Origin of the sequence: Paraburkholderia sp., from assembly GCF_034668105.1 — a bacterium.
In the GTDB taxonomy this organism is placed as follows: domain Bacteria; phylum Pseudomonadota; class Gammaproteobacteria; order Burkholderiales; family Burkholderiaceae; genus Paraburkholderia.
The window spans coordinates 1-13,974 of record NZ_JAXDPY010000482.1 but is presented as its reverse complement, the minus strand read 5'-3'; the positions used below and the strand labels follow the sequence as shown (position 1 = coordinate 13,974).

Genomic DNA, 13,974 nt, shown 5'->3' with positions numbered 1-13,974 from the left:
GGCTGTGTTCTATCGGCGGTATCGAGATCAAACAGGGCGTGGCGCTTGGGCGTGACGTGGAACTCGAGGCGCTGCGCAAGCAGCACGATGCGGTGTTCCTCGCGATCGGTCTGACGGGCGTGCGCGCCTTGGCAATGGAAGGCGAGGACCTGAGCGGCGTGATGAACGCCGTGGATTTCATCGAACAGGTGCGCACCGCGAGTGACTTCGGCACCGTGCCGGTGGGCCGCCGGGTCGTCGTGATCGGCGGCGGCAATACGGCCGTGGATGCCGCCGTGCAAAGCCGCAAGCTCGGGGCGACGTCGGTGACGATGGTGTATCGACGCGGCGTCGAATCGATGAGCGCGACGTGGGCGGAGCGCGATTTCGCGCAGACCAACGGCGTCACGCTGGTCACGCACGCAACGCCGATGCGTTTGATCGGAGAAGGCAGCGTTGTGACAGGTGTCGAATTCGAACGCACGTCGAGCGATCGGAATCAGGAGCGCTTCGTGGTCGAAGCCGATATGGTGTTCAAGGCAATCGGGCAGACGCTGGTGCCGGTGGGTATCGAGCGCGAACTGTTGACGCTCGACGGTAGCCGCATCGCGGTCGATGCAAACGGACAAACCTCGCTGCCGGGCGTATGGGCAGGCGGCGATTGCGCGGCGACAGGCGGGATCGATCTGACGGTACAGGCGGTGCAGGACGGCAAGATTGCCGCCGCCGCGATTGACGCCCAGTTCGCCCGCACGGCAGTCAAGGCCGCGTGAGACCGCCTGCAACCGCTTAAGCCACGCATCACACCAGGATAAAACAGCAGTCCCCAAGGAGCCGAACATGGCCGATCTGCGCTGTACGATTGCCGGTATTACCTCGCCGAATCCTTTCTGGCTCGCCTCCGCGCCGCCCACCGACAAAGCCTGCAACGTGAACCGCGCATTCGAAGCGGGCTGGGGCGGGGTCGTGTGGAAGACGCTGGGCCTCGACCCGCATGTAGTGAACGTCAGCTCGCGCTATGGCGCGGTGCAATGGAACGGCCAGCGTATCGCGGGCCTGAACAACATCGAACTGATCACCGACCGTCCGCTCGACGTCAATCTCAAGGAAATCGCTCAGGTCAAACGCGACTGGCCGGATCGCGCGATGATCGTCTCCCTGATGGTGCCGTGCAACGAGCGCGACTGGAAGTGGATCTTGCCGCTCGTCGAAGACACCGGCGCCGATGCGGTCGAACTGAATTTCGGCTGCCCGCACGGCATGAGCGAACGTGGCATGGGTGCCGCGGTGGGGCAGGTGCCCGAGTATGTGGAAATGGTCACGCGCTGGGTCAAGGAAGGCACGAAGCTGCCGTGCCTCGTCAAGCTCACGCCGAATATCAGCGACATTCGCACGGGTTCACGCGCGGCTTATAAAGGCGGCGCGGACGGCGTTTCGCTGATCAACACCATCAATTCGATCGTCGCGGTGGATCTCGACGCGATGTCGCCGTTGCCGATGGTCGACGGCAAGGGCACGCACGGCGGCTATTGCGGTCCGGCGGTCAAGCCGATCGCGCTGAACATGGTGGCCGAAATTGCGCGCGACGTGGAAACGCCGAATTTGCCGATCTCCGGCATTGGCGGCATTTCGACCTGGCGCGATGCGGCCGAATTCATGGTGCTCGGTGCGGGTAGCGTACAGGTCTGCACGGCGGCGATGCACTATGGATTCCGTATCGTCTCCGACCTTGCCGATGGCCTCTCCAACTGGATGGACGAAAAAGGCTACGCGACGCTCGACGACATTCGCGGCCGCGCCGTGCCGAACGTCACCGACTGGAAGTACCTGAACCTCAAATACGACATCAAGGCGCGCATCGACCAGGACAAATGCATTCAGTGCGGCCTGTGCCATATCGCCTGCGAAGACACCGCTCACCAGGCGATCATGAAAGAAAAAGATGGCGTTCGGCATTTTGAAGTGATGGACTCCGAATGTGTCGGCTGCAATCTGTGCATGCACGTGTGCCCGGTCGAGCAGTGCATCACGATGGAGCGGGTGGACAGCGGCGAATACGCGAACTGGACCACGCATCCGAATAACCCGGCACGGGTGAATGCCGGAGAAAGCGTGACGTCAGACGCGGCCGAAATCACCGAGCCGGTCCATGCGCACGCACATGCGGCAAAAGCAGCCTGAAACAGGAGCTGACGGTAGAAAAGGAAATCAGGTGAAGCGCTTGTACTGAAGCGGTAATGTTCCCTCAAGGCCTGAAGCGCCACCAGAAGCCGCGCGGGCCTCAACGATCAGTGGAGATCTTTCGATGAAGCAGACAGCGCAACCCGTCGATCCGCAGTTTGCGGCCTGCGCGCAGGGCAGCAGTCTTTATAACGATGACCTCGCACCGACCGGCGTCGCACAGCGCACGTGGCGGTGGTATCACTTTGCCGCGTTGTGGGTCGGGATGGTGATGAACATTGCGTCGTACATGCTCGCGGCCGGGTTGACGGAGGAGGGCATGTCGCCGTGGCAGGCGGTGGCGACAGTGCTGCTCGGTAATCTGATCGTGCTGGTGCCGATGCTGCTGATCGGTCACGCGGGCGCGAAGCACGGCATTCCCTACGCGGTGCTGGTGCGTTCTTCTTTCGGCACGCAAGGCGCGAAATTGCCGGCGATGTTGCGGGCAATTGTCGCGTGTGGCTGGTACGGTATTCAGACATGGCTTGGCGGCAGTGCGATCTACACGCTGCTGAACATTCTGACGGGCAACGCGCTGCACGGCGCGGCGTTGCCGTTTCTCGACATCTCGCTCGCGCAGCTCGCGTGTTTCCTCGTGTTCTGGGCGCTGCAGATCTACTTCATCGTGCATGGCACCGATTCGATTCGCTGGCTCGAAAGCTGGTCCGCACCGATCAAGATCGTGATGTGTATCGCGCTGGTGTGGTGGGCAACCTCGAAAGCGGGCGGACTTGGCTCAATGCTGTCCGCGCCGTCGCAATTCGTGGCGGGCGGCAAGAAGGAGGGTCTGTTCTGGGCGACCTTCTGGCCCGGCCTCACGGCGATGGTGGGTTTCTGGGCGACGCTCGCGCTCAATATCCCCGACTTCACACGCTTTGCCAAAACCCAGCGTGATCAGATCATTGGCCAGTCGGTGGGTTTGCCGATTCCGATGGCGCTGCTCTCGGTGATTTCCGTGGTGGTGACGTCGGCGACCGTGGTGATCTACGGTAAGGCGATCTGGGACCCGATCGACCTGACGAGCCGCATGACCGGCATTGGCGTCGGCCTTGCGTTGATCATCCTGACGCTCGATACGATGTGCTGCAATCTCGCGGCGAATCTCGTCGGCCCGGCTTATGACTTTTCGAGCCTGTGGCCAAAGGGCATTTCGTATCGGGTCGGCGGCATGATTACCGCGACCATCGCGATCGTGATGATGCCGTGGAAGATTCTCGCTACTACGCAGGGCTATATCTTCACGTGGCTCGTTGGCTATTCGGCGTTGCTCGGTCCGGTGGCGGGCATTCTGATGGTCGACTACTTCCTGATTCGCGGCACCCGGCTGGACCCGCGGGAACTGTTCGACGAGCATGGCGAGTACAGCTACACCGGCGGCTGGAATATCGGCGCGGTAGTGGCGCTCGTGATCGGCGTGCTGCCGAATCTGCCGGGCTTTTTGCACACCGCGTTTCCGGCCTCGTTCCCGAATGTGCCGGCGATTTTCAACACGCTCTATACGTATGCGTGGTTCGTCGGACTCGCGTTGGCGTCCATCGTATACAGCGCGTGGATGAAGCTGAGCAAAGGACCGAGCGCGCGCGTGGCGAGTGCATGAGTTTATGAGCGTATCCATGAGCGTACCCATGAAGCGAATGAAGTACGTAGCACCGAAACCAGCAGTTCATGAGGAGGCGGCAACATGACGACCCTGATTCGCGGCGGCACGATTATCGACGCGGAGAACACGTATCGTGCGGACATATTGTGTGCGGACCCGCAGGACGGCGGCACCATCCTGCAGATCGGCGCGGACCTGGAGGCACCGGCGGGCGCCACGATCGTCGATGCGGGCGGGCAGTATGTGATGCCCGGCGGTATCGATCCGCACACGCATATGGAATTGCCGTTCATGGGCACCACGGCCAGCGACGATTTCTATACGGGCACGGCCGCGGGTTTGTCCGGCGGCACGACCAGCATCATCGACTTCGTGATTCCCAGTCCGAAGCAACCGTTGATGGAGGCCTTCAAGGAATGGCGCGGCTGGGCCGAAAAGGCTTCGTCCGACTATGGCTTTCACGTTGCGGTGACGTGGTGGGACGATTCGGTCTATCGCGACATGGGCACGCTGGTGCATGAACACGGCGTGTCGAGTTTCAAGCACTTCATGGCCTACAAGAACGCGATCATGGCCGATGACGAAGTGCTGGTGAACAGCTTTTCGCGTTCGCTCGAACTCGGCGCGCTGCCTACCGTGCATGCGGAAAACGGTGAACTGGTGTTTCAGTTGCAGCGTCAGTTGCTGGCAAAGGGCTTTACGGGTCCGGAGGCACATCCGCTGTCGCGGCCGCCTGAAGTGGAGGGCGAGGCGGCCAATCGGGCGATCCGCATCGCCCAGGTGCTGGGTGTGCCGGTGTATATCGTCCACGTGTCCGCGAAAGATGCGGTCGACGCGATTGCGCGCGCCCGCAGTGAAGGGCTCCGGGTGTTCGGCGAGGTGCTGCCGGGCCATCTGGTGATCGACGAAGCGGTGTATCGCGATCCCGACTGGACTCGCGCGGCGGCGCACGTGATGAGCCCGCCGTTCCGTTCCGCGGAGCATCGCGAGGCATTGTGGCGCGGACTGCAAGCGGGTCAGTTACACACTACCGCGACTGACCACTGCGTGTTCTGCGCGTCGCAGAAGGCCATGGGTCGCGAGGATTTCACGAAAATCCCGAACGGCTGCGGAGGCGTCGAAGATCGGATGGCGGTGCTTTGGCATCACGGCGTGAATTCGGGGCGGCTCACGCCGAATGAATTCGTGCGCATCACGTCGACCAACGCCGCGCAGATTTTCAACCTGTATCCGCGTAAAGGCGCGATACAAGTGGGCGCGGATGCCGACCTGGTGGTATGGGATCCGAAGGCGAGCAAAACGATTTCGGTGAAGACGCATCATCAGAAAGTCGACTTCAACGTGTTCGAAGGAATGACGGTGCAGGGCGTGGCGATGCATACGCTCACGCGCGGCGCACTGGCGTGGACCGATGGCGAGCTGCGGGCTGAGCGTGGCGCGGGGCGCTATCTGAAGCGCCCGCCGAATCCGGCTTACTTCGACGCGATCCGGGTTGCCAACAAGCGCAAGGAGCCGCATCCGGTGGAACGGTAGGCCATTTGCAATCAGTCGGGCGGCCTGGCAGTGCCGCCCGCTTTTCAAGGCCACGCGTTCGCCGTGGCGCCTCTCTCCCGACACCCTCCCGCGTTTTCCCCGATGGCGCCCGGTACGCGTTCCATGGTGCGATGCATGCCGCGTCGGTCATATCTGCTGTAAAGTCGGATTCAGCGTTGTATGAGATGCTTTGGCTGTCCGCTTAGCACGCATGCGCATATTGATCGGAAACCTGATCCTTTGTAAAAACGCAGACCGTTTGCTACAGTCCGCCCACTCTGCCGAGCCTCAGCGCCGACGGAATGCCGCACACAAAACCATGCAACCGACGTAGCAAACTTTACGGAGCCACCTGATGAAGTCGATTCGTTCCATTCTACTGATCGCGCTGCTGCAAGCGGTGACCCTGAGCCCCGCATTCGCGGCTGACGAGCTTGCGCAGATCAAGTCCGCGGGCGTGTTCAAGATCGGCACCGAAGGCACCTATGCCCCGTTCACGTACCACGATGAATCCGGCAAGCTGACTGGCTTCGACGTCGAGATCGGCACGGCGATCGCGCAGCGCCTGGGCGTCAAGCCGCAATTCGTCGAGGGCAAATGGGACGGTCTGATCGCCGGTCTCGATGTGAACCGCTACGACGCGGTGATCAATGAAGTCGCCGTGACCGATGCACGCAAAGCGAAATATGATTTCTCGGACCCGTACATCACCTCGCACGCGGCGCTGATCGTGGCTTCGAACAACACCACGATCAAGACTTTTGACGACCTGAAGGGCAAGAAGTCGGCCAATACGCTGACCAGCAACTTCGGCAAGATCGCGGCCGCGCACGGCGCGGAAGTGATTCCTGTGCAGGGCTTCAACGAATCGATCGACTTGCTGACGTCGGGCCGTGTCGACGCGACCGTGAACGATTCGCTGTCGTTCCTCGACTTCAAGAAGCACAAGCCGGACGCGAAGGTGAAGATTGCCACGCTCGATACGTCGGCCGACAGCAGCGACAAGTCCGCGGTGTTGATCCGCAAGGGCAGTCCGGAATTGCAGGCGGCAATCAATAAGGCGCTCGCCGACATGAGGAAAGACGGCACTTACGCGAAGATTTCGCAGAAGTACTTTGGCAAAGACGTTTCCCAATAAGCGTCACCTGCGAGTCTGAATCATGCCGGCATGGTTGCATTTGATGGCGCACTCGCTGTGGCCCCTGTTGTATGCGGGGCTCGTATTCACCGTGCCGCTCACCTTGATATCGTTCGCGATCGGGCTTGCGCTGGCGTTCATCGTCGCGCTGGTGCGGCTGTTCGGCCCGAGGTGGTCGGTGGCGGTCGTACGCTTCTATGTGTGGCTGTTTCGCGGCTCGCCGCTCCTTGTGCAACTGTTTGTGATTTTCTACGGGTTGCCGAACGTCGGCATTGTCCTCGATCCATTGACGGCTGCGATTATCGGTTTTTCGCTGAATGTCGGCGCGTATAACTCGGAAGTGATACGCGGCGTGATCGAGTCGATACCGAAAGGGCAATGGGAAGCGGCGTATTCGATGGGGATGACGCGTTCACAGGCACTGCGCCGCGCGATCTTGCCGCAGGCGGCGCGCGTCGCGCTGCCGCCGCTGTCGAATTCGTTCATTGCCCTGGTGAAGGACACCTCGCTCGCCGCGGTACTGACGGTACCGGAGGTGTTTCAGGCGGCACAGCGGATTGCGTCGGTGACATATGAACCATTGATTCTCTATACCGAGGCCGCGCTGGTTTATCTCGTGTTCAGTTCGGTGTTGTCGTCGGCGCAGGTGCGACTTGAGCGCAAGTTTGGCCGTCACGCACTTTTCCAGGCGGGCAACTGATGATTCGACTGGAAAAAATCGACAAGTACTTTGGCGAGAATCGGGTACTGAGTTCAGTGGATCTGCAACTCGCGTCGGGTAATGTCACAGCACTGATTGGCCCGTCGGGCAGCGGCAAGAGTACGTTATTGCGCTGCGTGAACCTGCTGGAAATCCCGGAGTCCGGCTCACTTGAACTTGGCGACCAGCGCCTTGAATTCGGCCGCGATCACAAGCCATCGCGCGAGGCGGTGCTGACGATACGTCGTCGCACTGGCATGGTGTTCCAGAACTTCCAGTTATTTCCGCATCTGACGGTACGACAGAACGTGATGGAAGGCTTGATAACCGTACTGAAGTGGGACAAGGAAAAGGCGCGCGCCCGGGCGGACGAATTACTGGAGAAGGTCGGCATCGCCCACAAAGCGGACGCATGGCCCTCGACGCTATCTGGCGGCCAACAGCAACGCGTAGCGATTGCGAGGGCGCTGGCACCCTCACCGGAGGTATTGCTATGCGACGAACCCACGTCGGCCCTGGACCCAGGACTTGCCGCGGAGGTAGTGGAAGTCCTGAAGCAGCTTGCCACGGAAGGCATGACGATGTTGATGGCAACCCATGATTTGCGTCTTGCCGCCACGATTGCGCGCGACGTGGTGTTTCTGAACAATGGCGTGGTGATAGAGGCGGCCCCGTCGCGAGACATATTCATGAATCCACGCGAACCGGAGACAGCGCGTTTCGTATCGACGTTGACGCACAGCTTGCCGGACGCATGGACGGAGCAGGGCGGGACTTGAGAGAGGGTACGTGCCGCCCCGCACAGGGGCAACACTAATAAACCACTACCCAATCAAGAAAAGGCCAAAAACATTAAACAACCAAACGCTCCGCGTCATCACTCATAGCGACATCAAAAAACCGCCCTTGAGCCTCAACCCCAGCCCGGGCGTAGGCGCGATTAACCCCACTAATCACAGCCCGAATCGAAGCCGTCACCAGATTCGCATCCACCCCTACCCCAAACGCACTCCCGGCGACATCCGCCCCCGCCATCTCAGCAACAGCCACAGCGCGAGCATCGGCACCTTGAGTCAAAGCCCGCTCCTCATAATGCTGAATCCGCACAGGCGCGCCAATCGCCTGCATCAACGCATCGAGCGGCCCATTCCCTTCACCGTTCAAAACGCGCCGCGAGCCATTAATGTCGACGGTGAGCTTGATATGTTCACGCCCATCCCGCTCAGACAGACTATGTCCGACATAGCGAATCGGCGCAGTATTCTGCACATACTCCTGCTGGAACAATTCCCAGATCTGCGCAGGCGTGACTTCCTGCCCACTGGAATCAGTAAACCGCTGCACAGCCGAACTAAAATCAACCTGCAAGCGCCGCGGCAACACCACCCCGTAACCCTGCTCGAGCAAATACGCAATCCCACCTTTACCTGACTGACTATTGACGCGGATCACCGAGTCATAAGTGCGCCCGAGATCGCTCGGATCGATCGGCATATAAGGCACTTCCCAAACGGCATCCGGTTTCTGCACGGCAAGCCCCTTCTTGATCGCATCCTGATGCGAGCCGGAGAAAGCGGTGAACACCAGATCGCCGACGTACGGATGACGCGGATGCACCGGCAACTGCGTGCATTCCTCGGCGGTGCGCGCGACTTCATTGATATTCGAAAAGTCGAGTTCAGGATCGACACCCTGCGTGTACAGATTCAATGCAAGCGTCACGAGATCGACATTGCCGGTACGTTCGCCATTGCCGAACAAACACCCTTCGACACGATCCGCTCCCGCCATCACCGCCAGTTCCGCGGCAGCCACAGCCGTGCCCCGATCGTTATGCGGATGGACCGAAACGATCAACGAATCGCGACGCGCGAGATTGCGGTGCATCCATTCGATCTGGTCCGCGTAGACATTCGGCGTAGCCATTTCGACGGTGGCGGGCAAGTTGACGATCGCTTTGTGTTCGGGTGTCGGTTGCCAGATGTCGAACACGGCGTCGCATACTTCCTTGGCGAATTCGAGCTCGGTACCGCTGAACACTTCCGGGCTGTATTGCAGCGTGAAGTGCGTTTCCGGCGTGGCGTCGGCGAGACGCTTCATCGTACGCGCGGCGTTTTGCGCGAGTTCCTTGACGCCGCTCTTTTCGAGGCCGAACACAATGCGGCGGAATTCCGGCGCGGTCGCGTTGTACAGGTGAACGATAGCGCGCGGCGCCCCACGCAAGGATTCAAAGGTGCGCTCGATCAGGTCGTCACGAGCTTGCGTCAACACTTCGATCGTGACGTCGTCGGGGATATGGCCGCCTTCGATCAGCTCACGCACGAAATTGAAGTCGGTCTGCGAGGCAGACGGAAACGCGACTTCGATTTCCTTGAAACCGATCTGCACCAGCGTCTTGAACATGCGCATCTTGCGTTGCGCGTTCATCGGCTCGAACAGCGCCTGGTTGCCGTCACGCAAGTCGGTACTCATCCAGATCGGCGCGCGCGTGATGACGCGCGACGGCCACTGGCGGTCCGTCAAATTGATGGGCTTGAACGAGTGATATTTGGTAGCGGGGTTCTTCAACATTTTCATCATCCTTGGGATCGATCAGCTTGGGGCTTAGACCGGACGACGAAAACGCAAAAGCATGGCCGCCGGTCGGAAACCGGGGCTGGGTCAGTTACTGGGGAATTCAGCGGTGCTTCGGGAGATTCAGATGGAAGCGCGCAGCAGCAGACCTAGCCCGGTAGAGCGGGCTAGTAGTAGCGATAGGGTGGTCTGGGCGCGGTACATAGTGCGCAATAGGAACATATTATTAAGACGGCGTCAAGCGCGGCGAGGCGAATTCATCCGCGCCGCGTTTTCTCCGGCGCGCTTTCTCGCCAGGAAAACGGGCCGTTCGGAGGGGTTATCTTGGAGCGGACGGACTGGAACTGAAACCCGAGCCCGTCGCATTCGTCACTTTGGTTTTACGAAACGTAAGGTCATGCGATCCGACTCGCCAATCGCCGCGTATTTTGCCCGGTCGACATCGTGGCCTTCGTACGTGGGCGGCAACGACCACACGCCGTGCGGATAGTTTTTCGTGTCGCGCGGGTTGCTGTTCACCTCGCTTTCGCCGAGCAACTCGAAACCTGCGGCGCGCGCGTGTTCGATGACATAGGCCTCGGTCACGTAACCGGTGTCGATGATCTCTTGCAGGGAGGTGTCCGGCGCCGCGCGATGTTCCTCGACACCGAGGATGCCGCCCGGTTTAAGCGCCGTGTAGAAGGCGCGCAGGTTCGCGTCGATCTGACCGTCCTTGATCCAGTTGTGGATATTGCGGAAGGTCAGCACCTGGTCGACGCTGCCGTCGGCCGGAAAGCCGCTGAATTGGCCCGCTCGCAGCGTGCCGACCACCACATTGCCATAGACAGCGGGTGTGGCCGCCAGCTTGCGCGCGAATGACGCCCGCCCGGCCTGTTCCTCGGCGGCCGACGCAGGGTCCGGGCTGTCGTATTGCGCCTCGTAAAGTTTGCCGTGGTCGTGCAAATAGGGCGCGAGTATTTCCGTGTACCAGCCACCGCCGGGCGCGATCTCCAGCACGGTCTGCGACGACCTCACGCCGAAGAACTGCAGCGTTTCCTTCGGATGGCGGTACACGTCGCGTGCCCGGTTCCTGTCGCTGCGCTGGGGTCCTGAAATCGCGGCATCGAGCGAGGCGGAATCAGTGGCTGTAAAAGAGGTCGACGCGGTTGGGGCGGCGCAAGCGGCCAGTAACAGCGCGGTGCTCAGGGCCGCGAACGTGGAGCGCAGCATGCGGGCTTGGGGAAGGGGGTAGAGGTTCATGGCACCCATTATCGGGCCGGATCCGCCTGGAAAGAAATCGCCAATCGACATAACTTTATGCGCCTGCGGTATTTGACATGGCTCGGTGTGTCGGATGCTTCGCGCGGGTCACGGTTTGGGCGAGTTTTGTCGGTTTGGAGTGGGCGGGACGGCTTTGGCCAAATCCGGCGGCGCGTATTTTGGCCAGCGGCGAAGGTTGGCCGAATCCGAGCGGGCGTCTTTAAGGTCAGCGGTGCGGATTTAGCCGACTCCGAAGGCCGGTGGCGCGTGTTCAAGGTCGGCGGCGCAGATTTAGCCGAATCCGAAGGAGCAGGTGTATTCAAGGTCGGCGGCGCAGATTTAGCCGCATCCGAAGAACGGGCGGCGTATTTAATGCCAGCGGCGCAGCTTTCGCCGAATCCGAAGGACGCTGGGACGCGTATAAATAATGTGTTCAGCGTCTGTCAGCGCGCTGGGTCGCCGGTATTGGAATCGCTGACGTGATCGTCTTTCATTTCACTTTGCCGGAGGCAGGTATGAAACGAACATTGACGTCGAGGGCCGCGGCGGTCTTGCTGTGCGCGGCTGCGTGCGGTGTTGCCGCACAGGCTGGCGCGCAGGGCCTGAGCGTGCAGGACGATATCAACGCGCCGCAAAACAGTACACGTATGATGCCGAACGCGGCGCGCGGCAGCGAATATCCGACGCACGGCAACCAGCAGGCGGGCGAGCTGAATCTGAATCCGACCGATCCGCGCGCGCAACTGGTCAACGGGATGCCGAACAACACCCAGTCGGGTGGTTACGGTTCGCCGCTCGCCGGCGTGCGCACCTACGTGCAGCCACAAATGCCTGCAAACTGAGCGTTCGCGCGGGCCAAGGCCGGTCGTGCCGCATCGCGCGCTGACGGCAGCGCATCCTGGCACGGACCGCGGATTTCAGTTCTGGCGTGAGGTCCGATAGCACGATTATCGGATTGTCCCGGCGGTATCGCTCAGAGGCCGAACACGATTCGCAGCGTATCGTTCTGCACGATCACCGAGACGCCGATCGCCAACAGGATCAGCGGCAGCACCGCGGTACCGTAGCGCCGGATCGGCGCGCCCAGCAACGGATGGTCCACCAGCCACACCGCGCCGGCGCACCAGAGGCCGATCATGGCGACGAACACCAGCGAGATGAACATGCCCTCGCTGTGCGAATGACTCGCGTACAAGGGCACGTAGACGGCAAGATTGTCCGAGCCATTGGCGACCGCCACGCACGCGACTGTCCACCATGACGAGCCTGCGCCTGCGCCCGGTGCATGCGTGCGTGCCGCAGCCTGGGTCTCTTCCTCCTGATCCGGGTTGCCTGGGCGAAAGCGCGTCCACGCTTTGCTCAGACCCACGCCGATCGGCAAGACGCCGAGCAGGCCGACATAGCCGGTGGGTAACCGCGTCAACAATGCGGCGAGCAGAATCGACCCCACGATCAAGGTCAGCGAACCGGCAAACTGCCCGGCGATCACGCGACGTGGTTGGCCGCCCGCTTCCGCGAGGAATGCGAGCAAAACGAAAAGGTTGTCGATATTGGTCGCGATGTAAGCCGCGATGGCGAGCAGGGCAAGGTTGAACATGCGGGAAAGGCGGTTATTGCACAGTGGGAAAACGGGTCTATACCGCGTCAACGCGCGTTCAGCTGAAGAGGCGGGAGCGCCTGAGGCATGGCGGCCGGACAACACGATGCCGATGCAGAGCGCCGCGGTCAAGCTGTATCCCAGTCTTTTGGGCGATGGGGGCTCAGCGGTTCAATCCCTTTACCGCGCCGGGTCGCGCTGTACTGTCGGCTCGTCGCTTTCTGCGTCAGCGGCTGCCACGGCGTCAGCCGGAGCCGGAGCCCGAGTCTGAGCCCAAGTCCAAGCCCAAGTCCAAGCCCAAGTCCAAGCCCAAGCCCAAGCCCAAGCCGAAGCCGAAGCCGAAGCCGAAGCCGAAGCCCCAGCCCAAGCCCCCCGTTCCTATGCCGCTTCCGGGGGCCTCGCTGCCGACCCATCAGCCCGTAAGCTACAATTGCCGACGGCTTGAAAAACGGAACATCAATGAAGATTCGGATTCTCTCTATCGCCTGTGTCACGACCGCTGCCGCGCTGCTGGCGGGCTGCACGGCCGTCTATAAGAACTCGGATGCATGCGAGCAGTTGATGCGAAGCAAGCTGGCTGAAACGTCGCCGGATACACTGAAGATCACCCATACGGGAACCGGCATCGACGGTTCCCGGGTAGTGGTCGAAGGATCGATCGAGCATGTGGCGACGGCTTCAGAAGTTGCGGCATCCGCGGCCGCTTCCGCCGCGAAACTGGCGAATGCGCCTCGCGTGGCTTCGGGTGAGCGCGCGGCGTCAGGGGTGCCGGCGGCTTCTTCTGCTTCGGACGCTGCGGCACCTTCCGGCGTTGCGGCTGGAGCGGCCTCGGGTGCTTCGGCCGCTTCGGCGAGCGTCGCGGCGTCAGGAGTTGAAACTACCTCGCTCAAATCCGCCAAACCGAAGAAGACCACCACGGCGGCCGCCGCCGAATGCACATTTCACGGCTCGACATTGGACGCATTCAACTGGCTGGCGCCCGCAACGCTCGTCAAGCCAGCCAGTGACACTAGCCAGTGAAGCTGGCCAATTGAAATTACCCAATTGAAACTAGCTGATGAAGGCAACCAATGAAAGCAGCGAAGCCACTGATGAATACCCGTTACGTGGCTTTGCCTGCGCCCAAACTCGCGATTCACAGAGCGATCTGCCCCACCTGAAAAACAAAACCCCACGCTCCGAAGAACGTGGGGTTGGCCGGCAGTCTGAATTTCTGTCGTGCCTGTTGGCGCCGCTCAGCATCCCGCTGAGTATGTCGCGCTGTGCTTAAAGGCTACGGCACGATCCAACGAACGCACGCTGTCCCTCAAACCACCTCTCAAACCACCCCTCAAGCCACCCCTCAAGCCACCCCTCAAGCCACCCCTCAAGCCACCCCTCAAGCCACCCTTCAA

14 protein-coding genes are annotated in these 13,974 nt (G+C 61.0%); 11 read left to right on the top strand and 3 right to left on the bottom strand.

Features of this window, described 5'->3' with window-relative positions; all coding sequences use genetic code 11:
- The 7 genes from QOC89_RS21790 to QOC89_RS21760 all read left to right on the top strand — a co-directional run.
- Positions 1 to 752 (top strand): FAD-dependent oxidoreductase (locus QOC89_RS21790; RefSeq protein WP_323046910.1); only part of this gene is annotated, 752 nt, incomplete at its 5' end.
- A gap of 67 nt (positions 753 to 819) precedes the next feature.
- Complete coding sequence (gene preA / locus QOC89_RS21785) at positions 820 to 2,160, top strand: NAD-dependent dihydropyrimidine dehydrogenase subunit PreA (RefSeq protein WP_323046909.1); 1,341 nt, start codon at positions 820 to 822, stop codon at positions 2,158 to 2,160.
- Between the two features lie 124 nt (positions 2,161 to 2,284).
- The gene (locus tag QOC89_RS21780; protein WP_323046908.1) at positions 2,285 to 3,796 is read left to right on the top strand and encodes an NCS1 family nucleobase:cation symporter-1; all 1,512 of its coding nucleotides are present in this window, start codon (positions 2,285 to 2,287) and stop codon (positions 3,794 to 3,796) included.
- 84 nt (positions 3,797 to 3,880) lie between these two features.
- Positions 3,881 to 5,332 (top strand): dihydropyrimidinase, encoded by a 1,452-nt coding sequence (gene hydA / locus QOC89_RS21775; protein ID WP_323046907.1) that lies wholly within the window; start codon positions 3,881 to 3,883, stop codon positions 5,330 to 5,332.
- A 355-nt stretch (positions 5,333 to 5,687) separates the two neighbouring features.
- Positions 5,688 to 6,470 (top strand): amino acid ABC transporter substrate-binding protein, encoded by a 783-nt coding sequence (locus QOC89_RS21770; RefSeq protein ID WP_323046906.1) that lies wholly within the window; start codon positions 5,688 to 5,690, stop codon positions 6,468 to 6,470.
- A gap of 22 nt (positions 6,471 to 6,492) precedes the next feature.
- Complete coding sequence (locus QOC89_RS21765; protein WP_323046905.1) at positions 6,493 to 7,170, top strand: amino acid ABC transporter permease; 678 nt, start codon at positions 6,493 to 6,495, stop codon at positions 7,168 to 7,170.
- The gene (locus QOC89_RS21760) at positions 7,170 to 7,949 is read left to right on the top strand and encodes an amino acid ABC transporter ATP-binding protein (RefSeq protein WP_323046904.1); all 780 of its coding nucleotides are present in this window, start codon (positions 7,170 to 7,172) and stop codon (positions 7,947 to 7,949) included. The genes QOC89_RS21765 and QOC89_RS21760 overlap by 1 nt, the downstream gene beginning before the upstream one ends.
- A 73-nt stretch (positions 7,950 to 8,022) precedes the next feature.
- Here QOC89_RS21760 and leuA read toward each other — a convergent pair whose 3' ends face one another.
- Together leuA and QOC89_RS21750 are read right to left on the bottom strand one after the other, a co-directional pair.
- Positions 8,023 to 9,741, bottom strand: coding sequence for a 2-isopropylmalate synthase (gene leuA / locus QOC89_RS21755; RefSeq protein ID WP_323046903.1), 1,719 nt, complete (start codon positions 9,739 to 9,741; stop codon positions 8,023 to 8,025).
- A gap of 372 nt (positions 9,742 to 10,113) precedes the next feature.
- Positions 10,114 to 10,992 (bottom strand): methyltransferase, encoded by an 879-nt coding sequence (locus QOC89_RS21750; protein WP_323046902.1) that lies wholly within the window; start codon positions 10,990 to 10,992, stop codon positions 10,114 to 10,116.
- 258 nt (positions 10,993 to 11,250) lie between these two features.
- Here QOC89_RS21750 and QOC89_RS21745 point away from each other — a divergent pair, with 258 nt between their 5' ends.
- Both QOC89_RS21745 and QOC89_RS21740 read left to right on the top strand, forming a co-directional pair.
- Positions 11,251 to 11,466: a hypothetical protein gene (locus QOC89_RS21745; protein WP_323046901.1), complete on the top strand. Its 216-nt coding sequence runs from the start codon at positions 11,251 to 11,253 to the stop codon at positions 11,464 to 11,466.
- Between the two features lie 32 nt (positions 11,467 to 11,498).
- Entirely contained in the window at positions 11,499 to 11,825 is a 327-nt protein-coding gene (locus QOC89_RS21740) for a hypothetical protein (RefSeq protein ID WP_323046900.1), read from the top strand.
- 131 nt (positions 11,826 to 11,956) lie between these two features.
- Here the strand turns inward: QOC89_RS21740 and QOC89_RS21735 are convergent, their stop codons facing one another.
- Positions 11,957 to 12,580, bottom strand: a complete 624-nt coding sequence (locus QOC89_RS21735) for a cadmium resistance transporter (RefSeq protein ID WP_323046899.1) — start codon at positions 12,578 to 12,580, stop codon at positions 11,957 to 11,959.
- 459 nt (positions 12,581 to 13,039) lie between these two features.
- On the opposite strand from QOC89_RS21735, the gene QOC89_RS21730 reads away from it, so the two are divergent.
- Together QOC89_RS21730 and QOC89_RS21725 are read left to right on the top strand one after the other, a co-directional pair.
- Positions 13,040 to 13,600 (top strand): hypothetical protein, encoded by a 561-nt coding sequence (locus tag QOC89_RS21730; RefSeq protein ID WP_323046898.1) that lies wholly within the window; start codon positions 13,040 to 13,042, stop codon positions 13,598 to 13,600.
- Between the two features lie 37 nt (positions 13,601 to 13,637).
- Positions 13,638 to 13,850, top strand: coding sequence for a hypothetical protein (locus tag QOC89_RS21725; protein ID WP_323046897.1), 213 nt, complete (start codon positions 13,638 to 13,640; stop codon positions 13,848 to 13,850).
- Positions 13,851 to 13,974: the final 124 nt, after the last annotated feature.